This window comes from Salinisphaera sp. T5B8 (assembly GCF_040361255.1).
Classification (GTDB): Bacteria; Pseudomonadota; Gammaproteobacteria; order Nevskiales; family Salinisphaeraceae; genus Salinisphaera.
Map to the genome: position 1 here is coordinate 109,311 of NZ_APNG01000005.1, position 25,166 is coordinate 134,476.

At 63.1% G+C, this 25,166-nt stretch carries 25 protein-coding genes and 2 riboswitches; of the genes, 23 read left to right on the forward strand and 2 right to left on the reverse strand.

What is annotated here, in order from left to right; all coding sequences use genetic code 11:
* Positions 1-64 precede the first annotated feature (64 nt).
* Positions 65-157, forward strand: a riboswitch (glycine riboswitch).
* A 17-nt stretch (positions 158-174) separates the two neighbouring features.
* Positions 175-257: riboswitch (glycine riboswitch) on the forward strand.
* 54 nt (positions 258-311) lie between these two features.
* The 9 genes from gcvT (at position 312) to T5B8_RS06265 (ending at position 8,972) form a co-directional block, all read left to right on the forward strand.
* On the forward strand, positions 312-1,421 hold the full coding sequence (gcvT, locus tag T5B8_RS06225) for a glycine cleavage system aminomethyltransferase GcvT (protein ID WP_353177161.1): 1,110 nt from the start codon (positions 312-314) through the stop codon (positions 1,419-1,421).
* A gap of 71 nt (positions 1,422-1,492) precedes the next feature.
* Complete coding sequence (gene gcvH, locus T5B8_RS06230; protein WP_353177163.1) at positions 1,493-1,888, forward strand: glycine cleavage system protein GcvH; 396 nt, start codon at positions 1,493-1,495, stop codon at positions 1,886-1,888.
* 74 nt (positions 1,889-1,962) lie between these two features.
* Complete coding sequence (gene gcvPA / locus T5B8_RS06235) at positions 1,963-3,342, forward strand: aminomethyl-transferring glycine dehydrogenase subunit GcvPA (protein WP_353177165.1); 1,380 nt, start codon at positions 1,963-1,965, stop codon at positions 3,340-3,342.
* A 45-nt stretch (positions 3,343-3,387) separates the two neighbouring features.
* Positions 3,388-3,894 carry a thiol peroxidase gene (gene tpx, locus T5B8_RS06240; RefSeq protein WP_353177167.1) on the forward strand — a complete coding sequence of 169 codons (507 nt, stop codon included), beginning with the start codon at positions 3,388-3,390 and terminating at the stop codon, positions 3,892-3,894.
* Positions 3,895-4,092: 198 nt separating this feature from the next.
* Positions 4,093-5,577 (forward strand): aminomethyl-transferring glycine dehydrogenase subunit GcvPB, encoded by a 1,485-nt coding sequence (gene gcvPB, locus T5B8_RS06245; protein ID WP_353177169.1) that lies wholly within the window; start codon positions 4,093-4,095, stop codon positions 5,575-5,577.
* Between the two features lie 95 nt (positions 5,578-5,672).
* On the forward strand, positions 5,673-6,608 hold the full coding sequence (locus tag T5B8_RS06250; protein ID WP_353177170.1) for a carbohydrate kinase family protein: 936 nt from the start codon (positions 5,673-5,675) through the stop codon (positions 6,606-6,608).
* Positions 6,609-6,624: 16 nt separating this feature from the next.
* Positions 6,625-7,167 (forward strand): GNAT family N-acetyltransferase, encoded by a 543-nt coding sequence (locus T5B8_RS06255; RefSeq protein WP_353177172.1) that lies wholly within the window; start codon positions 6,625-6,627, stop codon positions 7,165-7,167.
* Between the two features lie 204 nt (positions 7,168-7,371).
* Positions 7,372-8,163 (forward strand): prolipoprotein diacylglyceryl transferase, encoded by a 792-nt coding sequence (gene lgt / locus T5B8_RS06260; RefSeq protein WP_353177174.1) that lies wholly within the window; start codon positions 7,372-7,374, stop codon positions 8,161-8,163.
* Positions 8,164-8,165: 2 nt separating this feature from the next.
* Positions 8,166-8,972 (forward strand): thymidylate synthase, encoded by an 807-nt coding sequence (locus T5B8_RS06265; protein WP_502950782.1) that lies wholly within the window; start codon positions 8,166-8,168, stop codon positions 8,970-8,972.
* A 60-nt stretch (positions 8,973-9,032) separates the two neighbouring features.
* Here T5B8_RS06265 and T5B8_RS06270 read toward each other — a convergent pair whose 3' ends face one another.
* Positions 9,033-9,170, reverse strand: a complete 138-nt coding sequence (locus T5B8_RS06270) for a hypothetical protein (RefSeq protein ID WP_353177177.1) — start codon at positions 9,168-9,170, stop codon at positions 9,033-9,035.
* An 85-nt stretch (positions 9,171-9,255) separates the two neighbouring features.
* Between T5B8_RS06270 and T5B8_RS06275 the strand changes: the two genes are divergently transcribed.
* From T5B8_RS06275 to T5B8_RS06300, 6 genes are all read left to right on the forward strand, one after another.
* Positions 9,256-10,977 (forward strand): putative bifunctional diguanylate cyclase/phosphodiesterase, encoded by a 1,722-nt coding sequence (locus T5B8_RS06275; RefSeq protein ID WP_353177179.1) that lies wholly within the window; start codon positions 9,256-9,258, stop codon positions 10,975-10,977.
* 69 nt (positions 10,978-11,046) lie between these two features.
* A complete protein-coding gene (locus tag T5B8_RS06280) occupies positions 11,047-12,588 on the forward strand; it encodes a sensor histidine kinase (RefSeq protein ID WP_353177180.1) in 1,542 nt (513 codons plus the stop codon).
* 56 nt (positions 12,589-12,644) lie between these two features.
* A complete protein-coding gene (locus T5B8_RS06285) occupies positions 12,645-13,169 on the forward strand; it encodes a dihydrofolate reductase (RefSeq protein WP_353177182.1) in 525 nt (174 codons plus the stop codon).
* A gap of 209 nt (positions 13,170-13,378) precedes the next feature.
* Positions 13,379-13,648: an acyl-CoA-binding protein gene (locus T5B8_RS06290; protein ID WP_353177183.1), complete on the forward strand. Its 270-nt coding sequence runs from the start codon at positions 13,379-13,381 to the stop codon at positions 13,646-13,648.
* Positions 13,649-13,862: 214 nt separating this feature from the next.
* On the forward strand, positions 13,863-14,504 hold the full coding sequence (locus T5B8_RS06295; protein ID WP_353177185.1) for an HAD-IA family hydrolase: 642 nt from the start codon (positions 13,863-13,865) through the stop codon (positions 14,502-14,504).
* The gene (locus T5B8_RS06300) at positions 14,501-15,367 is read left to right on the forward strand and encodes an NAD-dependent protein deacetylase (RefSeq protein ID WP_353177187.1); all 867 of its coding nucleotides are present in this window, start codon (positions 14,501-14,503) and stop codon (positions 15,365-15,367) included. Before T5B8_RS06295 ends, T5B8_RS06300 begins: the two co-directional genes overlap by 4 nt.
* A gap of 624 nt (positions 15,368-15,991) precedes the next feature.
* Here T5B8_RS06300 and T5B8_RS06305 read toward each other — a convergent pair.
* A complete protein-coding gene (locus T5B8_RS06305; protein ID WP_353177189.1) occupies positions 15,992-17,152 on the reverse strand; it encodes an IS30 family transposase in 1,161 nt (386 codons plus the stop codon).
* A gap of 613 nt (positions 17,153-17,765) precedes the next feature.
* Between T5B8_RS06305 and T5B8_RS06310 the strand changes: the two genes are divergently transcribed.
* From T5B8_RS06310 to T5B8_RS06345, 8 genes are all read left to right on the forward strand, one after another.
* Entirely contained in the window at positions 17,766-18,707 is a 942-nt protein-coding gene (locus tag T5B8_RS06310) for an ROK family protein (protein ID WP_353177190.1), read from the forward strand.
* A gap of 106 nt (positions 18,708-18,813) precedes the next feature.
* Positions 18,814-19,419: a thermostable hemolysin gene (locus T5B8_RS06315; RefSeq protein WP_353177191.1), complete on the forward strand. Its 606-nt coding sequence runs from the start codon at positions 18,814-18,816 to the stop codon at positions 19,417-19,419.
* Entirely contained in the window at positions 19,413-20,894 is a 1,482-nt protein-coding gene (locus tag T5B8_RS06320; RefSeq protein ID WP_353177193.1) for an AMP-binding protein, read from the forward strand. Before T5B8_RS06315 ends, T5B8_RS06320 begins: the two co-directional genes overlap by 7 nt.
* A gap of 4 nt (positions 20,895-20,898) precedes the next feature.
* Entirely contained in the window at positions 20,899-21,570 is a 672-nt protein-coding gene (locus tag T5B8_RS06325) for an iron-containing redox enzyme family protein (protein WP_353177195.1), read from the forward strand.
* Positions 21,567-22,394 (forward strand): SDR family oxidoreductase, encoded by an 828-nt coding sequence (locus tag T5B8_RS06330; protein WP_353177197.1) that lies wholly within the window; start codon positions 21,567-21,569, stop codon positions 22,392-22,394. Before T5B8_RS06325 ends, T5B8_RS06330 begins: the two co-directional genes overlap by 4 nt.
* A complete protein-coding gene (locus T5B8_RS06335; protein ID WP_353177199.1) occupies positions 22,391-23,041 on the forward strand; it encodes a tetratricopeptide repeat protein in 651 nt (216 codons plus the stop codon). Before T5B8_RS06330 ends, T5B8_RS06335 begins: the two co-directional genes overlap by 4 nt.
* A complete protein-coding gene (locus tag T5B8_RS06340; protein WP_353177201.1) occupies positions 23,031-23,711 on the forward strand; it encodes a response regulator in 681 nt (226 codons plus the stop codon). Before T5B8_RS06335 ends, T5B8_RS06340 begins: the two co-directional genes overlap by 11 nt.
* Positions 23,708-25,135: an ATP-binding protein gene (locus T5B8_RS06345; protein WP_353177203.1), complete on the forward strand. Its 1,428-nt coding sequence runs from the start codon at positions 23,708-23,710 to the stop codon at positions 25,133-25,135. Before T5B8_RS06340 ends, T5B8_RS06345 begins: the two co-directional genes overlap by 4 nt.
* Positions 25,136-25,166 lie beyond the last annotated feature (31 nt).

The following is a 25,166-nucleotide window of genomic DNA, read 5'->3' on the forward strand; positions in this document are numbered from 1 at the left end:
AGTGGGGCCTCGCGGTTGGCGCTTGGCCTGTGTCGATGTCGCCGGTATAGTCGAGGGCACGGTCAATAACCGCGTGGGAGAGAACGGGCAGTCGCTCGTCACCGAAGGCGCAAATTTCCGCCCGGAAACGCTCAGGTACCCGAACCACGTGCATGCGGGCGTTTATACGCCAGCTTGATCGACTCTGGAGAGCAGCCGGCGACAGTCCGGCTCACCGAAGGGGCGAATCTCTCAGGTGCCAGGACAGAGGGGCGGCAGGCGAAAGCCCGGGCCGGCCCGTGTTCTGTTGATTCATCTGCAAAGAGATTGTCATGGCCAAACGAACCCCGCTTTACGACGCGCATGTCGCCGACGGCGCCAAGCTCGTGGACTTCGCCGGCTGGGATATGCCGATCGACTACGGCTCCCAGATTTCGGAACACAATGCCGTGCGCGAAAGCGCGGGCATGTTCGACGTCTCGCATATGGCAGTGGTCGATATCAGCGGCGCCGAGGCACGCGAATTCCTGCGTCGGCTGCTGGCCAATGACGTCGCCAAGATCGACGAGTCCGGCCGCGCGCTTTATACCTGCATGCTCAACACCCGCGGTGGGGTGATCGACGATCTCATCGTCTATCACCTGAGTGGCAACCTGTATCGCATCGTGGTCAATGCCGCGACGACGGAAAAGGATCTGGCCTGGATCGACAGCCAGGCGCGCGACTACGACGTGGCGATCAATCACCGCCAGGATCTGGCCATCATCGCGGTGCAGGGCCCGCGCGGGCGCGATATTGCCGCCGAGCTCTTCGACGACGATTTCAAGGCCGCCGCGCTCAAGCTCAAGCCGTTTCGGGTCGCGACCCAGGATGATCGCTCGATCGGGCGCACCGGCTATACCGGCGAGGACGGTTTCGAACTCGTGTTGCCGGCCGAGGAGGCCGTCAATGCCTGGAAAACGCTACGCGGCAAGGGTGTAGCGCCGATCGGCCTGGGCGCGCGCGACACCCTGCGCCTGGAAGCCGGGCTGAATCTTTACGGCCAGGATATGGACGAGGACCACACGCCGCTGGAATCCGGCCTGGGCTGGACGGTGGCATTCGAGCCCGAAGAACGGGATTTCGTCGGCCGTTCGGCGCTCGAGCACATGCGCGCCGAGGGCGTCGGCGAGAAGCTCGTCGGGCTGGTGCTGGAAGGCCGCGGCGTGATGCGCAGCGAAACCGCGGTACGGGCCGCCGACAGCGATGTCGACGAAAAAGAAGCCGAAGGCGAAATCACCAGTGGCAGCTATTCACCCACCTTGTCGTGCTCGATCGCGCTCGCGCGGGTACCGGCCGATTGGGAAGAAAGCGTCGAGGTGTGTCTGCGCGGCAAGTGGCAGCGCGCGCGCATCGTGCGCTATCCCTTCGTGCGCCACGGCAAGCGCCGTATCGACGACTGAGCCCGTTTCTCAGTAGCCTTTATCCACCAAAACATAGCGCGCACCGCGCGAATCTGCTGCAAGGGAGCCCCATGAGCGAAGTACCCAAGGATCTGTCCTATACCAAGACCCACGAATGGATCGATTACGACGGCGATGGCACCTGCACGGTCGGTATCACCGACTATGCCCAGTCGTCGCTGGGCGATCTGGTGTTCGTCGAACTGCCCGAGGCCGGGACCAAGGTCGGTGCCGGTGATGCCGTGGCCGTGGTCGAATCGGTCAAGGCGGCATCGGATATCTATGCCCCGCTCGATGGCGAGATCGCCGAAATCAACGAACAGCTCGAGGATTCGCCGGAACTGGTCAACGAAGATCCCTTCGGCGAAGGCTGGTTGTTCAAGATGACGGTATCCGATTCCGAACAAGTCGAAAAACTGCTGGATGCCGATGCCTACGAAGGCATCGTCGAAGAAGAGGAAGACTAGCGGCGCTCGCACTGGCGCCGGTATTGCCCGGCGTCGGTGCCGCTGTGCCCGCGTATTACGTTCTGCGAGGATTCATGCCCTTCATTCCGCATACCGAAGACGATATCCAGTCGATGCTGGCCACCATCGGCGTGGACACGATCGACGATCTGTTCGACGAGATCGACCCGCGCCTGCGCGATGTCAGCCTGGATTCGATCCCGCCGAGAGCGAGCGAACAGGCGGTCAGCCGGTTGATGCAGGAACGCGCGGCACGCGATGCGGGTGGCCTGTGCTTCATCGGTGCCGGGGCCTACGAGCATCATATTCCGGCTGCGGTGTGGGAGCTGACCACGCGCGGCGAATTCTATAGCGCGTATACGCCGTATCAGCCGGAAGCCAGCCAGGGCACGCTCCAGGTGGTCTACGAATACCAGACCATGATGACCGGGCTGACCGGCATGGATGTGGCCAATGCCTCGCTCTACGACGGCGCATCGGCGCTGGCCGAGGCAGTGCTGATGGCGGTGCGCGCCAATCGCAAGTCCAAATCGGCCCGTATTCTCATGCCGGCGAGCATGCACCCGTTCTATCGCCAGGTCGCGCGCAATATCTGTGCGAATCAGGGCATCGTGTTCGAAACCGTCGCCTATGAACCGGGCACCGGTCGTATCGACAGCGCCGATCTGGAACGCTGGGCCGGCGAAGACGTGACCGCGCTGGTGATCCCCCAGCCCAATTTCTTCGGTGTGCTCGAAGACGTGGACACGCTCACCGACTGGGCCCAGGCCAATGGTGCGCTGACTATCGGCGTGATCAACCCGCTTGCGCTGGCCGTACTCAAGGAGCCGGGCCGCTGGGGCACGGGCGAGGGCGCGGATATCGTGGTCGGCGAAGGCCAGCCGCTGGGTGCGCCGCTGGCCTCCGGCGGACCGTATTTCGGCATTCTGTGCTGTCGCAAGAAGCATGTCCGCCAGATGCCGGGGCGCGTGGTCGGGCGAACGCAGGACATGGACGGTCGCACGGGCTATGTACTGACCCTTCAGCCGCGCGAGCAACATATTCGCCGCTCCAAGGCGACCTCCAATATCTGTACCAATCAGGGCCTGCTGGTAACCGCGGCCACCATCCATATGAGCCTGCTGGGCGCGACGGGGCTGGAAAACACCGCCGCGACCTGTATCGCCAATACACGCGCGTTGGTGCAACGACTTACCGCGATCGACGGCGTGGAACGCGTTTTCGACAGCGCGGCCTTTCACGAAACCGTGCTCCGCCTGCCGGCGAATGCCCAGCGCGTGCTCGATGCGCTGGCCGAGCGCGGCATATTCGGCGGTCTGGCGCTGGCCGATTTCTACGACGGACTGCAAGACACCGTGCTCGTCTGTGCCACCGAAACCAAGACCGAGGCCGACCTGGATGCCTATGCCCAGGCCTTGCGCACGGTGCTCGCCGAACAGGCGGACGCGGCCTGACACGAAGCGATTCGCCGATTATTCACGTTTGTTAAAGGACACCTCATGACCCAGCAGATTACGCTCAAAGGCAATCCGATCGATGTCGAAGGCCGCCTGCCCGCACCGGGCGACACGCTGCCCGATTTCAGCCTGACCGGGGCCGATCTCAAGGACGTCAGCCTCGACACATTCGCCGGCAAGCGCAAGATTTTCAATATTTTTCCGAGCATGGACACGCCGACCTGTGCAATGTCGGTCAAGCGTTTCAATGCCGAGGCCGATGCGTTGGACAATATTGCATTGCTGCAGATTTCGGCCGACCTGCCGTTTGCGCACTCGCGTTTTTGCAGCGCCGAGGGCCTGGACAACGGTACGACGCTGTCGATGATGCGCGACAAGCGCTTCGGCAAGGACTATGGCGTACTCATCGCCAACGGCCCCATGGCCGGGCTGTGTGCCCGCGCGGTGATCGTGGCCGACGAGCAGGGCACCGTGCTGCATAGCGAACTCGTGCCCGAAATCGCCGACGAGCCGAACTACGAAGACGCGTTGGCCGCACTCAAGGTCTGAGTCGTTGAGGGAAGACATTGTCCGCAAATGAACGCGAATTAAAGCAAATAAAAGCAAATAAAAGATTAAGGATAGGCGGTAGCCCGGTGGCTAGGCACTTGGGCAGCCGATGTTCTCTGCATTCGCGTTTATTGGCGTTCATTCGCGGACTCCAATGGCTTCGTCTTGAAGACCCCGAACATCGAAAGTAACCACGTCATGACCGAAAAACTCATTTTCGAACACAGCCGGCCCGGCCGTCGGGCGCTGGCGCAGGCGCCGGCCGAGGCACCCGCGATCGACGATATTCCGGCGGCGCTGCGGCGTGAATCGCCGGTCGGATTGCCGGAAGCTTCCGAGATGGATGTGGTACGCCATTACACCCGGCTGTCGCAGCTGAATTTCTCCATCGATACGCATTTCTACCCGCTGGGTTCGTGCACGATGAAGTACAACCCGCGGGCCTGTAATACGCTCGCCTCGCTGCCCGGCTTTCTCAACCGGCACCCGCTGGCGCCGGCCAGCCACGGCCAGGGCATGCTGGCCTGTCTCTACGAGCTGCAGGAAATGCTGACCACGGTCACCGGCATGCAGGCGGTATCGCTCACGCCCATGGCGGGCGCGCAGGGGGAATTCACCGGCGTGGCCATGATCAAGGCCTATCACGAGGCGAGGGGGGATCACGCACGCGACGAGATTCTGGTGCCCGATGCGGCCCATGGCACCAATCCCGCCACGGCGGTCATGTGCGGTTGCACCGTGGTCGAGATCCCCACCGATGCCGACGGCGACGTGGATATCGCCGCGCTACGCGAGGCGGTATCCGAGCGCACGGCCGGCATCATGCTCACCAATCCTTCGACGCTGGGCGTATTCGAACAGGACATTCTCGAAATCGCCGAGATCGTGCACGGCGCGGGCGGGCTGCTCTACTACGACGGGGCCAACCTCAACGCCATTCTGGGCAAGGTACGCCCGGGCGATATGGGCTTCGACGTCATCCACATGAATCTGCACAAGACCTTCTCGACGCCGCATGGCGGCGGCGGCCCGGGCTCGGGTGCGGTCGGTGTGGGCAAGCGCCTGCGCGATTTCATGCCCATTCCCGTGGTGGGGCGCGACGGCGAGGGTGATAACGCAACCTATCGCTGGCTCACCGAGAAGGATATTCCGAACACCATCGGGCGGCTGTCGGCCTTCATGGGCAATGCCGGCGTGCTGCTGCGGGCCTATGTCTATGCGCGGCTGCTGGGCGCCGAGGGCATGACCCGTGTGGCCGAGTTCGCGACGCTGAACTCGAATTATCTGATGACGCGTTTGCGCGCGGCGGGCTTCGATCTGGCCTTTCCCGAACGCCGCGCCAGCCACGAATTCATCGTCACCCTCAAGCGCCAGAAGCAGCAGCTGGATATCACCGCCACCGATGTGGCCAAGCGGCTGCTCGACTACGGTTTTCATGCGCCCACGATCTATTTCCCGTTGCTGGTGCCCGAGTGTTTTCTCATCGAGCCGACGGAAAGCGAATCCAAGGAAACGCTGGATGCCTTCGTCGCGGCGATGGTTGCCATCTGGGAAGAAGCCAAGGTCGATGCCACGACCCTGAAAGAAGCACCGGTCAAGCTGCCGGTCCGGCGTCTCGATGAAGTCGCGGCAGCCAAGCATCTCGATCTCAAACACGATTCAGCCACCGCCGCCGGCGTTTGAGCCGGGCGAGCGCGCATGCTGTGGCATGATGCGCGGCTGATCTTGAAGTGCGGCGCGCTTGCCTGCGCCCAGTTTCACCGAACAAAGGACAAGCTATGTCAGCTCTGATCTGCGGATCCTTCGCCTACGACACGATCATGGTCTATACCGGCCATTTCAAGAACGAAATCCTGCCGGATCGCGTGCATATGCTGAATGTCTCGTTTCTGGTGCCGGAAATGCGGCGCGAGTTCGGCGGCTGTGCCGGCAATATCGCCTATTCGCTGAAACTGCTCGGTGGCGAGGGCGTGCCCATGGGCACGGTCGGCACCGATTTCGACGACTATGCCGCCTGGATGGATGAGCACGGCATCAGCCGCGAATACCTCAAGGGCGTGGATGATGCCTACACCGCGCAGGCCTATATCACCACCGATCTGGACGATAACCAGATCACGGCCTTTCATCCGGGCGCGATGAATTATGCGCACGAGCAGCAGGTGCCCGCCGATGCCGGCATCACGCTGGGCATCGTCTCGCCCGATGGCAAGGACGGCATGGTCCAGCATGCCGCCCAGTTCGCTGAAGCGGGGATCGATTTCATCTTCGATCCGGGCCAGGGCCTGCCCATGTTCAACGGTGACGAACTACGGCGTTTTCTCGATCAGGCGGCCTATGTCACGGTCAACGACTACGAAGCCGAACTCATGTGCGATCGTACCGGCTTGTCGGTGACCGATATGGCCAAACAGCTCAAGGCCATGATCGTGACCAAGGGCGGCGAAGGCTCGGTGATTCATGCCGACGGCGAACAGATCAAGATCCCGGCCGGTTCGCCCACCGCGCTGGCCGACCCGACCGGCTGCGGCGATGCCTTTCGTGCCGGGCTGATCTGGGGCCTGCAGCAGGGCCTGGACTGGCCGACCATCGGCCGCGTGGCTTCGCTCATGGGTACGATAAAGATCGAACGCCCGGGCACTCAGAACCACCGTTTCACAATGGATGAGTTCAAGGCGCGCTACAAGCAGGAGTTCGAACGCGAACTGGCCTGATACAGCCGGAGGTTCGATGATGATCAGCATGCCACCGCGCCTGGCCACGCCGCGCCTGTTGTTGCGCGAACCGGAGCGTGGCGATGCCGAGGCGATCTTCGCCTTTGCCAGCGACCCGACGGTGACGCAGTTCATGACCTGGGCGCAGCATGTCGATATCGACGACAGCGTCGAGTTTCTCGACGACGTGGCCGAGGGCTGGTCGTCCGGCGAGGATTTCTGCTGGCTGATCGAACACCCCGAGCGCGGCGGCATCGGTACCGTGGCCTGTTCGTTCAACGAACATGGCGCCGAGATCGGCTATGTCCTGGCGCGCTCGGCCTGGGGCCAGGGCTTTGGGCGCGAGGCGGCCACCGCGGTATTCGAGGCCGCGCAGGCGATCGACGATCTGTATCGGATCTGGGCGACCTGCGATACCGAAAACATCGCCTCGCGCCGTATTCTCGAAGCCCTGGACATGACCTGCGAAGGGCGGCTGCGGCGCTGGTCGTCACGGCCGAATCATCCGGATGCCGAGCGCGCGCCGCGGGATGTGTTCATGTATGCCTGGGTACGTTGACCGGTCGCCCGGTGATTACAGCGCGTCGCGTGCCGGTTGCGTAAGAACGCTGCAATGCGCGCTTGCCATAACATGACGCTCGTTTAGAGGGGGCCGTGCCCAGCGCGATATGACGCGCTGTCGGTCGCGGGCCTGCCATCCACGCGCGGTGTGCGCCCACGCGGCGCTCGCAACAAAGCGCAACACGCCATAGAATTCGTCGCCATGTTCGTGCATCCCGATATCGACCCCGTCGCCGTTTCCATTGGCCCGCTTGCCGTGCACTGGTACGGGCTGATGTATCTGCTGAGTTTTCTCATCGGCTGGGGGCTGGGCATCGTGCGCACCAAGCAGGCGCATATCCACTGGCAGCGAGAGGAAGTGGGCGACCTGCTGTTCTATGTCGTTCTCGGCGTGGTCGTGGGCGGACGCGTGGGCTATATGCTGTTTTATCAGCCGGGCCTGTTGCTGGAAAACCCGTTGCAGCTGTTCTATATCTGGCAGGGCGGCATGTCCTTTCATGGCGGCATGCTCGGCGTATTCGCCGCTGCCGGCTGGTTCGCGCGCAGTACCCAGCGCGCCTTTTTCGATATCACCGATTTCGTGGCGCCGATCGTGCCGGTCGGCCTGTTCTTCGGGCGTATCGCCAATTTCATCAATGGCGAGCTCATCGGCCGGGTCACGGATGTGCCCTGGGCGATGATCTATCCGCGGGTCGATATGGCGCCGCGCCATCCTTCGGAACTCTATGAAGCCGGCCTGGAAGGTCTTTTGCTGTTCGCGATCCTGTGGTGGTTCGCCAGCAAGCCGCGCCCGCGCATGGCGGTGTCCGGGCTGTTTCTGATCGGCTACGGTTGCCTGCGTTTCTTCGCGGAGTTCTTTCGCCAGCCCGATTCGTTTCTCGGCTTCGTCGCCTTCGACTGGATGACCATGGGCCAGGTGCTGTGCACGCCGATGATTCTGGGCGGCATTCTGTTGCTGGCGCTGGCGTATCGTCGCGATAGGGTGGCCTCATGAGTATGCCGTCGCTCGAACAGCCCTATCTCGATCTCATGCGCGAGGTGCGCGAGCACGGCACCCGCAAGGCCGATCGCACTGGCACCGGCACGTTATCGGTGTTCGGTCGTCAGATGCGTTTCGACCTGAGCCGGGGGTTTCCGGTGCTCACCACCAAGAAGCTCTACTTGCGCGCGATCATCCACGAACTGCTGTGGTTCATCGCGGGCGATACCAATATCGGTTATCTCAAGGACAACCGAGTGCGTATCTGGGACGAGTGGGCCGATGAAAACGGCGACCTCGGCCCGGTGTACGGCTATCAATGGCGTAGCTGGCCGGCCCCGAATGGCGAATCGGTCGACCAGCTTGCCCGGGTGGTGGAGTCGATCCGCCACAACCCGAATTCGCGCCGGCATATCGTGACCGCCTGGAATCCGGCGCAGGTCGACGATATGGCCCTGCCGCCCTGTCATCTGCTGTTCCAGTTCTATGTCGCCGAGGGGCGTCTGTCCTGCCAGCTGTATCAGCGCAGTGCGGATATATTTCTCGGCGTGCCCTTCAATATCGCCTCCTATGCGCTGCTCACGCATATGATCGCGCAGGTCTGCGGGCTACAGGTGGGCGATTTCGTGCATACGCTCGGCGATGCGCATTTGTATCTCAACCATCTGGATCAGGCCGACGAACAGCTCGCGCGTTCGCCGTTGGCGCCGCCCACGCTATGGCTCAACCCGGAAATTGACGATTTGTTTGCCTTTGGCTTCGACGATATTCGCCTCGAGGGTTATGAAAGCCATGCGCGGATCAGCGCGCCGGTGGCCGTCTAAGCACGCGCTTGCTTGCCAAACCGGTCTCAGTTATTCAATAGTCATGCGATACCGTCATGCTCAGGCGCTTTGCGCCTCGGGCATGGCTTCGAAGGCAAAACGAAACATTTTTCGATTTTCCAGCTTGCGTAGCGCAGTATTCGACATGGCGAGCGTATCGTCACGATAAAGCGCGATGTCGCCAGATATCGTTGCCATTAATTAATCGTGCCCGAAAGGTCCGCAACTCGACTGGCTTGTACGCTAGACTGCGCTCCAGCCTGGTTGACTGGTGTGTGTATCAATGTCTCGATCTCGAACCGTACGCGTGCTGGTTATCGACAACGATCCAGAAGATCGGGCGCTGCTGGCCGATTTGCTGCATTCCGGGCCGCGGCATCGCTATGCGCTGACCATGGCGGCCAGTTATGACGAAGGCCTCGCGGCGCTCGCCCAGGGCGGTTTCGATATCTGCCTGCTCGATTACGAACTCGGCGGCCGTACCGGTCTGGATCTGCTGCGCAGCCCGGCCGCGGCGGCATTGCATGCGCCGATCGTGGTGCTCACCGGCCACGACGATTACGAGATCGATGTCGCCGTGATGGAAGCCGGGGCTGCAGAGTTCCTGCCCAAGGGGGATCTCAACGCGACCCTGCTCGAGCGCACCATCCGCTACTCGATCCAGCACTACGAAAATCAGCGAAAATTTACCTATCTGGCGCGCCACGACCAGGTGACCGGTCTTTTCAATCGGGCGGTGCTGCTCGAGCGCTTGCAATACATGCTCGAACGCCCGCAAGCCGAACGCCATGCGTTTGCCGTGATCTATTTCGATCTGGACGGCTTCAAATCGATCAACGACAGCCTGGGTCATGGCGTGGGCGATCGGGCCCTGTATACCTCGGCGAGTCGTCTTCGCAAGGTCTGTGCAGCCCATCCGTTGCTTGCGCGCCTGGGGGGCGATGAGTTCGTGGCCGTGGTCGACAGTCCCGATCGCCGCGAAGTCGAAGCACTCGTGGCCGACGTGCTGGAGACTTTTCGCCAGCCCATCGTCATCGATACCCACCGCATCTTCGTAACCATTTCCATCGGTGTGGCGATGTACCCGGCCAATGGCGATGATGCCGATGCGCTGATCAACAACGCCGACGCGGCCATGTATCAGGCCAAGCAGGGCGGGCGCGATACCGTGCACTGGTTCGATGGCGAAAACGATGGCCGTTCGCGCTCGCGTCGCGGCCTGGATAACGAACTGCATGCCGCGATCGAGGCCAGCGAACTGCATCTGGTCTACCAGCCCCAGTTCGATCTGGACTCCGGGCGCGTCGTGGGCCTTGAGGCGCTGGCCCGCTGGAATCATCCGCGCCTGGGCCCGATTTCGCCGGAAGAATTCGTGCCCATGGCCGAATCGCGCGGCTGTATCCGTGCGTTTACCCGCTGGGCACTGACCACGGCCTGCCGCCAGTATCTGAACTGGCGCGATGCGGGCGTGCTGGACGCCGATGTCGTGCTGGCGGTCAATGTCTCGTCGCAGCATGCCCGCGATGAAGATTTCCTGCCGATGGTGCGCCAGCTCATCGAGACGCTGGCCATGCCGGCCCAGCTGCTGGAACTCGAATTTACCGAGAACGCGCTCATTCTCGGCCCGGACGATACCAACCCGCTGGTCGAACAGCTCAAGCGATTGGGGGTTCAGGTCGTTATAGACGACTTCGGGAAAGGTTATTCCTCCTTGAGCTATCTCACCCGGCTACCGGTGGATTCACTCAAGATCGACTTGAGCTTTTTACATGGCGTATCCGACAACAGCCGCGACCGTGCCATGGCGCGGGCGATCATCGCCCTGGGCGCCAGCCTGGGCCTGCGCGTGGTCGCCGAGGGCGTGGAAACCAGCGATCAGCGCCAGTTTCTCGTCGACAACAAATGCGCGTTCGGCCAGGGGTTTTTCTATGCACCGGGTTTGCCGGTCGCCGATTGCACCCGCTTGCTCCAGCAAGAAACGCCCGCCAGCATGCTTTATCACTAGCGCCTTTGCTCGGCGCAGTTCGCGCCGCAGCGCTCAGCAGCGCGCTATGCGCGCATGTGGCGGTGTGTCATGAGTTCTGCCACGAGTGACGGCCCGGAAACAGAGCATGCCTCGCTGGGCACGGCCGCGCTGGCATTGCTGCTCGAGCAGATGCCGGACGCGGGGCTGTGCCTGCTCGACAGCGCGGGTGTGATCGAAATGTGGCACGCCAGTGCGGAAGCGCTGTTCGGCCATATCGCATCGCAGGTCCAAGGCCAGCGGCTGGAAACCCTGTTGCCCGAAGAGCGTCGTTTCGAAGCCGACCTGCCGCGCGCCCTGTTCGAAGCCAGTGCCCGTGGCCGGGCGCGTTTCGAGGCCGCGCTGATGACGCGCACCGGTCAACGCCGGCTGTGCAGTATTGATCTGACGCCACGTACCGATACCGCTGACGATGTGATCGGCTTTATCGTGCTGTTGCGGGCGACAGGGCCGCGGCGGGCTGCCGATGCGGTCAACGCCAATGAAAATCTGCTGGCTGCGCATCGCCTGAATCTGACCCGCGCCAGCGACGAGCCGGCCTGGATCGGTATCGATATGGCCGCGCGGATCGCGGGATTGGCCGAAAGCGCGGCACGCTGGATGGGCTGCGATGTCGAAGACACCCTCGGGCGTGGCATTCAGGCCTGTGTCGAACTGCGCGACGAGCCGGCCTGGCCGGTGGTGCTCCATCGCGCGGTTCGTTCGGGCGAGCCCATCAGCCTGGCGGTTCGCCCGGTCGGCGCGGCGGCCGATATGCCCACGCGTACGGCGCGTGTATTACCGCTACGCGGTGCGGATGGCCGTTTGAACGGCTTTACCCTGCTCATCGATGCCGGCGATGCCGTACGGTCGGCCGAGCCTACCGGCGGCGAATCGTGCCTGGGGCTGGATCGGGCCAGTGATCGCGCCGGCGTGCTGGCCGCAGCACACGATCTGCGCGAACCATTGCGCAAGATGCAACATAACGCCCGCCAGCTGGAAGCCAGCGAAGCGCCGCGTATGAGTGAAAGCGGGCGCCAACAGCTCGCTGCACTGCGCGGCGCGGCCGATCGCATGCAGCACATGATTGGCGGCATGCTGCGCCTGGCACGTATCGACACGGGTACGGGCACGATCGAACGCCACGATCTGAATACGCTCATCGACGAAGTGCGCGATGACCTGGCCTTGCTGAGTGAAGAACATCAGGTCCGCTTCGAATTGAAGCCTCTGGGCGCGATTCGGGGTGATGGCGCTCAGCTGCGCGCACTGTTCCAGAATCTCATCGACAACAGCATTCGTTACCGACGCCCCGACGAGGCACCGGTCATTCGGATCGAAGCCGATCTCGAACACACCGGTTCGGGTATAAAAATCGTGTATTATCAGGATAATGCGCGCGGCATCGGTTCGCCGGAACAAGCGTTTCAGCCATTTCGGCGCGACGCGGGTTCGGCGCATGCCGATGGCACCGGTATCGGGCTGTCGCTCTGCCGGCGGATCTGTCGTCGCCACGGCGGCGATCTGCGTATCGAGCGTACCGACGAAACCGGCACACGGTTTATTCTGGAGCTCAGGGATCTGCCCGAACAGGGGAGCGCCGCGCACGATTGAGCCGCCGCGCGTGTCGGCCCGGCGTTATCCATTTTTCGAATTTGACCGAGCACGCCATGTCCGCAGCAACCGAACGATCGCCGGCCGATGTCCGCCTGAGCCTGATCGCCGCCATGGATCAGAATGGCGTGATCGGCGCTGACGGCGGCATGCCCTGGCATATCCCCGGCGATTTGCGCTGGTTCAAGCAACAAACGCTGCACAAACCGATTCTCATGGGCCGGCGTACATTCGAATCCATCGGCCGGGCGTTACCCAAGCGAGACAATCTTGTGCTGACCCGTGATCCGGACTTTCACGCCGAGGGTGTACAGCGCGTCGGCGATATCGATACGGCGATCGCGTGGGCGGCGGCCCAGGGGGCAGGCGAGCTGATGGTCATCGGCGGCGCCCAGGTCTACGGACTCACCCTCGATCGTGCGGATACGCTGCAGCTGACCCGTATCGAAGCCACCTATCGCGGCGACACCTGGTTTCCCGAAATCGACTGGCCCCAGTGGCAGCGGGTGTACGAAGATTACGTACCCGCCACCGCCGATACGCCCGCGCATCGGTTCATGACCTGGCAGCGGCGGGTCTGAAACGACGCGTTCGAAGCCTGTCGCTCGTCAGCGCCGGCAGGTCGTCCGGCGCATGACGATGGTCGACGACGCGAAGTCGCGCATCCGCGCTACGGCGCGGCCGGCGGCTCGTGTAGCATTGGGACACCGCGTTCACGACGCGGCTTTTGCAAGTCGTGTACGTCGATACGGTATGTCCGGCAACCGCCGCAGGCCCCAAGGAGAAAACCATGGCAGAAGACCTCAAGTCGCGTTTCGAGCAGGCCCAGAAAGATGTCGAAACCCTGTCGTCGCGACCCAAGAACGACGACCTGCTCGCCCTGTATGCCCATTACAAACAAGCCACGGTCGGCGATGTCGAAGGCAAGCGCCCCGGCATGACCGATTTCAAGGGCCGCGCCAAGTACGACGCCTGGGCCAAGCTCGAAGGCATGGATACCGATACCGCGATGCAGGCCTATATCGACAAGGTCAATTCGCTGCTCGACGCTGACAAATAAGCCGCCGCCTGGCTGCAATGCAGGCTTGGTGACGGTCCATGGCTCGGCCCGCGTGCTCGCGCGGGCCGAGCCGGGCTTGGCAGCACGTATCCAACGCCGTGCGCGAATTCGAGCCGATTCGGCCAGGGGTTTTGCTTAGTGCAGGGCGGACCGATGCGCGGGTATCGCGCCCACGACGCATCGCGGTTCGCCTGCTTTGCGTAAACTGCGCGCCATGAACGATTCCATCGATTGGTTGGTCTTCGACCTGGGCGGCGTGGTCGTAGACGTTAAACCCGCTGCGCAAATGTTGGCCGAACTCGCCGAGCAGACGCGCACGAGCAGCGGCCATCTGGCAGAGGTATTGCGCGAGCGATTTACTACCCAGCCGTTCTCGCTCGCCGAGCGGTTTCAGATCGGTGAACTCGATGAAGCCGGTTTTCATACCGCGCTCAATCACACCCTGGTCGAGCCGATCACGACCGACCGGCTCACCCATGAACTCGAAGCGATGCTGTTGGGCGAGCACGAAGCAATGCGCGCGCTCATGCAGACGCTCGCGCGGCATCATCGTCTGGCCTGCTATAGCAATACCAATGCGGTGCACTGGCGTTACATGCAGCAACATTTTCGTTTCTTCGATGTACTCGAGCGCGCGTTCGCCTCTCAGGAAATTGGCTTTGCAAAACCCGATCGGCGCGATTTCTCCCATGTGGCCAACGCGCTCGAAGCCGAGCCGGGCGCCTGTCTGCTTATTGACGATCGCCAGATCAATGTCGACGGTGCGAAAGCCGCCGGCTGGCAGGCGCTGCGTTTCGAGAATATCGAATCTCTGCGTCGCGATCTGGCCGCGCTTGGCGTGGCGGGGGTGGCATGAATATCCCCGACGCGCTGCGCGCCCCTGGCGATGGCGATGAAGCGCCGCGTGCCGATCAGGTTGATGCGCTACGCCAGTTCCTGGCCGCCGGCCGGCGTCTGTTCGTGCTTACCGGCGCGGGTATCAGCACCGGTTCGGGTATTCCCGACTATCGCGATCGTGATGGCGGCTGGAAGGGGGCAAAACCGATCCAGCACCAGGCGTTCATCAGCCAGGCCGGCAAACGCCAGCGCTACTGGGCGCGCAGCATGGCCGGTTGGCCCGCGGTGGCCCGTGCCCGGCCGAATGCGGCGCACGATGCGCTCTACCGCCTCGCCACGGCCGGCCATATCGGTACGCTGGTGACCCAGAACGTCGACGGTCTGCATCAGGCAGCGGGCAATCGCAGCGTGATCGATCTGCATGGCCGCCTCGACCGCGTGATTTGCCTGGCCTGCGATACGCGCTTAGCGCGCCACCGCGTGCAGGAGATGCTGGTCGAACGCAATAGCAACTGGCTGCACGATAGCGATGCCATTCGCCCGGACGGCGATATCGAGCTCGGCGACGTCGACTATCAACGTTTCGTGGTGCCCGACTGCCCGGTCTGCGGCGGCATTCTCAAACCGGACGTCGTGTTTTTCGGCGGGGCGGTACCGCGAAAGACGGTCGCCCGAGCCTGGACCGGGCTGGCCCGCGCCGAGGCCATGCTCATCGTGGGCTCGTCGTTGATGGTGTGGTCGGGCTTTCGTTTCGTACGCGAGGCAGCGGCACGCGGGCTGCCGATCATGGCGATCAATCATGGACGCACGCGTGCCGACGAACTGATCACCCACAAGCTCGACGCCGATTGCGTCGCATTACTGCGCACTGCAATCGATTGATACCAACGGCGCCGGCGCCCGGCCTTTCGCCCGACGGTTCAAAAGCGTTCTTGATCATGTATACGGTTGCGCATACGACGCGAACAGCCAGCCACTCGGCCTCGAGTGATCCTTATTCGCGTGCCCCGCTGGACACGCAAACTGCGACATCTGCGGTTTTTCTTCTTCAAACAAGGAAAAAACCGTCCGAGAATGCACGCCAATGAACGCAAATGTTGGGTAGCTATGGGTTATGCCAACAGGTGGGCATCCGGCGCGCACGGCAGCCCACGTGGCCGTCAAACCATCTGACTTTTGCCTTATTCGCGTGTATTCGCGTTCATTTGCGGACAACCTGCTTGCTTGATGGACAAGTCCGCAGATCGACGCAGATCACACGGGTCTAAGATAGGCCATCGCGGTCGTTCGCTTTTGTCCGGCGCATGGGCCGCGCTTGTTCATCTGTGTAATCTGCGAAATCTGCGGTTGCTCTTAAGGAACGAAGCCATCGCAGGGTCGATTACCGGTAGCCGTATATATCGCGCTGCGTCTGCGATGGCCTTTTGTATGCGGCGTGGCCAGCAGCTTTCGCAGCCTTTGAGCGCTCTGTCTTTCGCCTTATTCGCGTGTATTCGCGTGGCGGTCTCAATAGATCGTTGCAACGATTTTTTCATACCGCTCTGCGGGCGTTTCAAAGTTTAGTGTTTTGCGAGGCCGCCCGTTAAGGCTTCTTGCGGCGGCATCGAGTTCTTTCTGAGAAACGGCGGACAGGTCCATACCTTTGGGAAAGTATTGCCGGAGCAAGCCGTTGGTGTTCTCGTTCGATCCACGTTGCCAAGGATGCCGAGGATCGCAAAAATACACCTGAATATCGGTAGCCAGCGTAAAGCGGCAATGATCGGCCATTTCCGAGCCGCGATCCCAGGTTAAAGAGCCATAGAGTTCGCGCGGCAATCGATTGGCATTATCGATCAAGGCATTAATGACCGTCTCGGTGTTCCGGTCGGCCACTTTGAGCAGCATCACATAGCGCGTGTGTCGCTCCACCAGAGTGGCAATCTGGCTGTTACGGCCACCGAAGACCAGATCGCCCTCCCAGTGCCCCGGTACGGCACGATCCTCGACCTCCGGCGGTCGCTCGCTGATCGAGACCGCGTTTGTGATCTGGCCACGTTGTCCCGACTTGAGCGTGTGGTGGCGCGACCGGCGCATCGCGCGCGTTCGACGCAAATGCGACAGCAGTTCTTTTTTGAGCGCACCCCGTGTCTGGACGAATAGCGTGCGATAGATGGTTTCGTGTGACACCTGTCGGCTCGGTTGGTCGGGATAGCGGCGTTTGAGCCAGCCGGCGATCTGCTGTGGCGACCACCAGGCTTTCAGACCCGTGGCCACCTCGTTGGCCAGCGTATCGTGAACCGCCAGCTTACAACGCTTGGGGCGTCGAGCCCGATCCCATGCGCGCTGGTCGGCCGTCGTCGCGCGATAACGGGCCGAGCCGCCATGTCGGGCAATCTCTCGGCTGATCGTGGACGGCGATCGGCTGAGTGATCGCGCAATAGCGCGGATTGACTGGTGTTGCGCCAGCCCCCGCGAAATCTCTTCGCGTTCGTCTAAGCGTAGTGTATGTCGTGCCCGGCGGCGCGCTGCGGGGCGAATGCCGCCGGATGCTGCGATCAGGCGTTTGACCGCGTGGCGCCGACCATCCAACTGACGGGCAATCTGTTCGAGCGTCTCGCCACGTTGCCAGCGATCCCAGATCTCGGCGCGCTGTGCAGCCGTGTAGTAAATCCGCTTCCTGCCTCTCACTGATACAACTCCTGCCTTGTCTATGCGCAGTGTGTTGCATCGATCGGTTGAAACCGCAGTTCATTTGCGGACAATTTGCTTGCTTGATGGACAAGTCCGCAGATCGACGCAGATCACACGGGTCTAAGATAGGCCATCGCGGTCGTTCGCTTTTGTCCGGCGCATGGGGCGCACTTGTTCATCTGCGTAATCGGCGAAATCTGCGGTTCCTCTTAAGGAACGAAGCCATCACAGAGTCGATTACCGACATCGCACCCATCGTGCTGCGTCTGCGGATGGCTTTCAGCATGCGGTGAGCGCAGCAGCCTACGTGGCCGTCAAACCATCTGTCTTTCGCCTTATCGGCGTGTATTGGCGTTGATTGGCGGACAAACGGCTTGCTTGCGCATAGCCAGCTGCGTTTCATGTCTCATCAAAAAGGCGCTTAGCGCGGTGTGCGCGGCATTGCATCGACACTGCCGAAAGGCACGGCCCCCACAACGAGGCGCGTCGCGATAACATAGCCGACAAATCTGATCTGCTTGCGAACCATGAATCCATCTCCGAATGTGCGTGTCGTGTCATCCGGTCCCGTGATCGACAGTATGGTTCGCCACTGTGACGCGAGCGTGACATGAGCCAGCCCAGCGCCCATCCCAATCTGCGTGTCGGTATCGACCTCGGGGGTACCAAGATCGCCGGTATCGTGCTCGATGGCGAAGCCGAAGTCCGGGCCGAGCGGCGCGTGGACACGCCGGAAAACGGCTACAACGCCACGCTCGAGGCGATCATCGATCTGGTCATGGCATTGGAAGCCGAGGTCGGCGCCAGCGGATTGCCGCTGGGCGTGGGCACCCCGGGCAGTGTCGTGGCCGGCACGGGCCGGCTGCGCAACGCCAATTCCCAGTGTTTGAACGGCCGTGCGCTCGGCGCCGATCTCGAAGCCGCGCTGTCGCGGCCGGTGCGCCTGGCCAACGATGCCGATTGTCTGACGCTTTCGGAAGCGCGTGACGGCGCGGCCGCTGCGCATCGCAATGTCTTTGGTGTAATTCTGGGCACCGGTGTAGGCGGTGGGGTGGTCGTCGACAAACAGCTGATCACCGGCCGCAACGGCCTGGCTGGTGAATGGGGCCATGTGTGTCTGCCGTGGCCGTCGGCGGCGGAAACACGCCAGCCGCCGCGTTGCTGGTGCGGGCTCGACAGCTGTCTGGAAGCCTGGATTTCCGGGCCGGGCATGACGGCCGACCATGTACGCCGCGGCGGCTACGATATACCGGCGCGGGCCATCGTCGAGCGCGCCGAGGCCGGCGAACGCTTGGCCGGCGCTACCCTCAAGGCGTGGTTGCAACGCGTGGCGCGGGCGATGGCGATGATCGTGAATATTCTCGATCCGGATGTCATCGTCGTGGGCGGCGGGCTCTCCCAGATTCGCTGGCTCTACAGTGAGGTCCCCAAGATCTGGGCTCAGCATGCCTTCGCCGAGCATATCGACACGCCCCTGGTCGCCGCGATCCACGGCGATGCCTCCGGCGTGCGCGGCGCCGCGCGTCTCTGGCCGCTGGACTCGGGCAGCTGACAACTTTATCGGCCCCAGGGTCAATACGTCCGGGTAGATACATAAGCGAACCTTAAGTTTCGATCCCTAGTCTCGCTGCGAATCCTCATTATTCGTGGAGCGAGCGATGACAGGCAGGTCGAAACCGATCCGTGGGCCGTGGCTGCGCTATTACCAGCCGCAAACCTGCGGGCGCAGCGTTGTGGAACGCTTCGCCGCCGATCAGTACGCGCTGCATTATTCGGCCCAGGTCGCCGAGTTCTATCCGCATCAGCTGGCGCTGTTCGACAATCAGGGGCTGCGCGCCTGTCTGGGGTTTCGTACCGCCAGTGACGGGCCGCTTTTTCTCGAGCAATACCTGCAGATGCCCGTCGAACGGGCGATTGGCGGGCGCCTGGGGCCGTCGTTGGTGCGTTCTCATATCGTCGAAGTGGGCGGGCTGGCTGCCGACTGGGCAGGCGCCGGCCGACGGCTGATCGTCATGGCCATCGCCTGGCTGCACGGCGCGGGCTACAGCGTGGCGGCCTTTACGGCCACGCGTGGACTGGTGAACAGCTTTATCCGCCTGGGCATGAGCCCGCTCGATCTGGGCAGCGCCGAGCCCGGGCGACTCATGCCGGCCGATACCGACTGGGGCCGTTATTACGCCCATGCGCCACGGGTCTATGCCGGCCTGATTGGCGCCAGTGCCGCACGCACCTTACCCGCTGCATGCCAGGCCCAGGCATGTTGAGTGTTGCCGACATGCTGGGCCGGGGTTGTACGGTTCTAGCGCCCGGGCGGTCGTTCGAGCGTGATGTACTGCTCGACGAAATCGATCGCTGGCGCGCGCTCGTTACGGCCCGCGCGGCACGCGTGGTCGGGCTGCTGGCCGACAACAGCCCCGAGTGGATCGCCGCCGATCTGGGCATCCGCGCGGCCGGCGCCGTATGCGTGGCGCTGCCATCGTTCTTTGCCGACACCCAGCTTGAACACGTCATCGCCCACGCCGGCATCGATCATGTGCTCACCGATACGCCGCAGCGTCTGACTGGTCTGGATAGCGGGCTGCGGCACGTAGGCAGCGATCGCGGTTTCACCGTGCTCGCCCGCGAGGTCGCGGCCGCGCCTGCGCTGCATCCGGATACGGTGCAAATGACGTTCACCTCCGGCAGTACCGGCCAGCCGAAAGGCGTGTGCCTGGGGGCGGCGAACGCCACCCGGCTGGCCGAGTCGCTGGCCGGCACGCTGGCAGCGCTGGGTATCCGGCGCCACCTGAGCGTACTGCCCTACGCGACCTTGCTCGAGAACGTCGCCGGCAGCTATGCGGCCCTGGGTATCGGCGCGGCGGTCTGCGCGCCGCCGCTCGCCGAAGTCGGCTTCACGGCCGATGGCGGGTTCGAGCCCCAGCGCTTTCTCGCCTGCCTGCATTACTGGGCACCGGATAGCGTCATCGTGCTGCCGGAACTGCTCAAGGCGCTGGTGGTGATGGGTGAACACGGCGCACCGATGCCGGCGAGCCTGCGCTTCATGGCGGTCGGGGGCGGCAAGGTCGGCGCTGCGCTAATCGAACGCGCCCGGGCGCTCGGGTTGCCGGTGCATGAAGGCTACGGCCTGTCGGAATGCGCGTCGGTGGTCAGCCTGAACCGACCGGGCCATACGCGCGCGGGCAGTGTGGGCCGGCCGTTGCCGCATGTGCGGGTGCGCATCGCAGAGGACGGCGAAATCCATGTCTCGGGCAACGCCATGCTCGGCTATCTCGGCGAGCCGGCCGTGGGCGGCGAGATTGCCACCGGGGACCTGGGGGCCTTCGACGAAGACGGGTTTCTGTATGTGCGCGGCCGCAAGAAAAACCAGTTCACCACCAGCTTCGGGCGCAACGTCAATCCGGAGTGGCCCGAGTCGTTGCTCGCCCAGACGAGCGCATTACGCCAGGTGGCGATTTTCGGCGAGGCGATGGCGGTGAATATCGCCGTGGTCGTGCCCGGTGCGGCCCAGCAGGCCGCGGTGACAGCCGCGATTGCCACGGCGAATGCCCAGTTGCCGCGGTATGCCCGCATCGGCGGCTGGTTCGTCGCCGACGCGCCGTTTACTGCCGCCAATGGCCTGGCCACGGCGAACGGTCGGCTACGCCGTGACGCGATCTGGCAGCACTACCGAAGCCGCATTCATGAAACAGCGCAGGCGCTCGCGCCCAGCCTATCCAGTCCCACATCAACGGAGCTTTGACCCCATGAATTTCTACGATCAGCTACAAAAAGATACCGAGGCCGAACGTGCATACCTGCATTCGGCGCCGATCATCAAGGCGGTGTTCGATGGCCGCGCCTCGCGCGAGAGCTATATCGCGTTTCTGACCCAGGCTTATCACCACGTCAAGCACACCGTGCCGCTGCTCATGGCCTGTGGTTCGCGGTTGCCGGCCCGGCTGGAATGGCTGCGCGAGGCCATCGGCGAATATATCGAAGAGGAAATGGGCCATCAGGAATGGATTCTGGGCGATATCGAGCGCATGGGCGGCGGCGCCGAAGCCGTACGTCATGGCACGCCCGAACTGCCCACCGAGCTGATGGTCAGCTATGCCTATCACGTGATCGATCGCGGCAATCCCGTGGGCTTTTTCGGCATGGTCAACGTGCTCGAGGGCACCAGTATTCAACTCGCCACGCCTGCGGCCGAAATCATCCGCAAGCAGCTCGGTCTGCCCGACAAGGCACTGACCTATCTGAATACGCACGGCTCGCTCGACCAGGACCATATCAAGTTCTTCGAAAAACTCATGAACCGGCTCGACGACGACGATGACAAGGCCGCGGTCACGCATACCGCGCGTGTGATCTTTACGCTCTACGGCGACATGTTCCGCACCCTGCCGCTGCCGGCTGATACGCAGGTGGCCTCGTGAAGCTCGAACAGGTACGTGTGCTGTTGACCGGGGCGACCGGTGGTATCGGCGAGGCTATCGCCGAACGCCTGGCGGGCGAAGGCGCGGCTTTGCTGCTCACCGGGCGCCGCGCCAGCGAACTCGAACGCCTGGCGCGGGTACTGCGTGAGCGCGGCGCTCAAGTGGCCATTATGCCGGCTGATCTGACCCATGCCGCCGACCGCGACGCGCTGGCCGCCCTAGCCGGCGAATGGCAGGGCGGGGTGAACGTGGTCATTCACAACGCCGGACGCAATGTGAGTGGGCTGTTCGAGTCGCTCGACGACTGTCAGATCGACGATATCGTGGCCACCAACATCAGCGCGCCGATACAGCTGACCCGCGCTGTATTGCCGGCCCTGCAGCAACAGCGCGAGGCGCTGCTGCTGTTCATGGGCTCGGGTTTCGGCACGCTCGGCTATCCCGGCTTCGCGGCCTACAGTGCGACCAAATTCGCCCTGCGCGGTTTCGCCGAAGCTTTGCGGCGTGAATATGCCGACACGGGCCTGCGCGTGGCACTGCTGTCGCCACGGGCGGTCGATACCGGGTTGAACGACAGCCGTATTCGTGCGTTGCAGACCGCCATGAACATGAAGGTGGACCCGCCGGCACGCATCGCCGAAGCCGTGACCACGATGATTCGCAGCCCGCGCGCAGAGCGCAGCATTGGCTGGCCCGAGCGGTTTTTCGCCCGGGTGAACCGTATGGCCCCCGGTGTGGTCGACGGTGCACTGCGCAAGCAGTTGCCGATCATTCGGTCCCGATTGGCGTATCTGCCGACAGAGTCGGTTCGAGGTGATTCATGAAAAAGATGTTGATCGGGGTCTTGCTGGCCCTGTGGTTGCCGCTGGCCAATGCGGCCGACACGATGGATGTCCGGCTGCTCGATTTGCAGCATGAATGGGCGCATGTGAATTACGAAATCCAGGGCGATGACGCCCAGGCCAAGGCGTTCGAAGCGCTGGAGCAGCGCGCTGCAGAGCTGGTTGCGGACTATCCGAACCGCGCCGAGCCGCTGATCTGGGACGGCATCATTCTTTCCAGCCAGGCGGGCGCGCAGGGTGGTCTGGGCGCACTGGGGTTGGTCAAGCGCGCCCGCAAGGATTATGAACAGGCCATCACTATCGATTCGCGCGCGCTGGCCGGGTCGGCGCATACGAGCCTGGGTGTGCTCTACTACAAAGTACCTGGCTGGCCGATCGGCTTCGGCAGCGATGACAAGGCCGAGGCGCAGCTGAAAAAGGCGTTGGCGATCAATCCGCACGGTATCGATCCCAACTATTTCTATGCCCAGTATCTCGCCGAGGAGAAAGCCGATTATCGCAGCGCGCTGCAATATCTTGACCGGGCGCTGGCGGCGCCCAGGCGACCTGAACGCCCAGTGGCCGATGCGGGGCGTCGGGCCGAGATCCGTGCACTGCGCGATGATGTGGAGGCGCACCTTGGCCACTGATCCGGTACCGGCCGTCCTGGTCATCGAGGACGACGAATCGCTGCGTGCCGGCCTGGATAGCGGCCTGCGTCAGGCCCACTTTCGTATCGTGGCCGCGGGCGATGCGGTCAGCGCGCTGGCCGCGCTGGCCGTACACGAGTTCTCGGTGATCGTGCTCGATCTCGGTCTGCCGGATATGGACGGTGTCAGCCTGCTCAAGCGTATCCGGCGTGACGGCTATACGGTGCCGGTGGTGATCCTGAGTGCGCGAGATGCGCTCGACGAGCGTGTACGTGGCCTCGATGCCGGTGCCGATGACTATGTGCTCAAGCCGTTCGCCCTCCAGGAGCTGCTCGCCCGTGTGCGCGCGGCGATTCGCCGTGGCGTGGGTCAGGCCAGCCACCGCCTCAGTCACGGCGCGGTCGAACTCGATACCGCGTCCTGGGAAACCCGGGTCGACGGCGCACCGGTGGCGTTGAGTCGGCGCCAATTCGCGCTGCTGGCCGAACTGCTACGCAACGAAGGGCGGGTGCTGACCTCGGATCATCTCGAGGCCGCGGTCTACGGCTGGAATACCGATATCGAGAGCAACGCGATCCAGGTTCATATCCATGCGTTGCGACGCAAGCTACCGGACGGGTTGATTCGTACCGTGCGTGGGGTCGGTTACATGGTGCCCGAGGCTTCGTGAGCCTGCTTCCGGGATCGATTCGCGCACGGCTGCTGGTCGGGCTGATCGTGGTCATGCTCGGCATGAACGCCGCGCTGTTATCGTCGAGCTATACTGCGGCCCGCCACGAAATCAACGAAATCTTCGATGCCCAGTTGGCCCAGTCCGCACGCGTGCTGGAGGGCCTGCTCGCCGCGGGCACGCCCGAGTCGGCATCGGTATTGCGCGAGTCGCTCGAGCGTCACGGCTGGCAGGGCATGGGCGACTACGACGAACAAGACGAGGCCGAGGATCAGCACGAAGGCGCAGAAATCGCGGCCACCGGACACGAGTATGAAAGCAAGCTGGCTTTTCAACTGCTCGATGCCCAGGGCCGGATACAGGCGAAGACGCTGAGTGCGCCCCAGGCGCCGTTCACCCGTATCGAGCAGGGCTACGACACGGTGCGCCTGAGCGGGCGTGCATGGCGCGTGTTCGTGCTGCCGCTGGCTCAGTCCGATGGTACTTTGCAGGTTGGCCAGCGCGAGGATATCCGCGGCGAACTGGAAGGTCGCATTGCCTGGAAAACCGTCCAGAAGAGTCTGTACGGCATGCCTTTGATGGCGTTGCTTGTCTGGCTTGTGGTGGGCCTAGGCTTGCGGCCGCTGTCACGGCTCACCGAGACCATCCGGGCACGCAATGAAAGCGATCTCGGCCCGCTTGCGATTCGTGCGCCACGCGACTTGCGGCCGATCGTCACGGCGCTGGATTCGCTGTTCGCGCGTTTGCAGCGTGCATGGTCGCGCGAACGCCGCTTCCTCGACGAGGCCGCCCACGAGTTGCGTACGCCACTGGCAGCGATTCAGCTGCATGCCGAATCCCTGGCTACGGAAACCGATGCCGAAGCACGCGCGCGCAGTCTCGATCGCCTGCTCCAGGCCAGTAATCGGGGCTCGCATCTGGCGTCACAGTTGCTGACACTGGCCCGTATCGAATCCAACGAGGTCGCGATCGCCCTCAAGCCCACGGCGCTCGCGCCGCTGCTTCGCGAAGAAGCCGCGCTGATGGCGCCACTGGCCGAACGGGCGGGTATATCGCTGTCGCTCGAGGCAGAGCCGGGCATACCCGCGGTTCGCGCCGAACCCGGCTTACTCGGTTTGATGCTGCGCAATCTCATCGATAACGCGATCCGCCATTCGCCCACCGGTGGCACCGTACATATTCGGGCGCTCCTGGCGGCGGGGCGCCCGACCCTGCTTATCGAGGATGAAGGGCCGGGCATTCCGGCAAGCCAGCGGGCCGCGGCCATGGCGCGCTTCGGCCGGCTGAGTTCGAACCGGCAGGGCAGCGGTCTAGGCCTGGCGATCTGCGCGCGAATTGCCGAGCAGCACGGGGCTGAGCTGGAACTTCTTGAACGCGACGATATGGGCGGTTTGTGCGTGCGTATCCGCCTTAAGACGGCATGAAACCGGGCGCCGCCGGCTTGGACTCACAAGT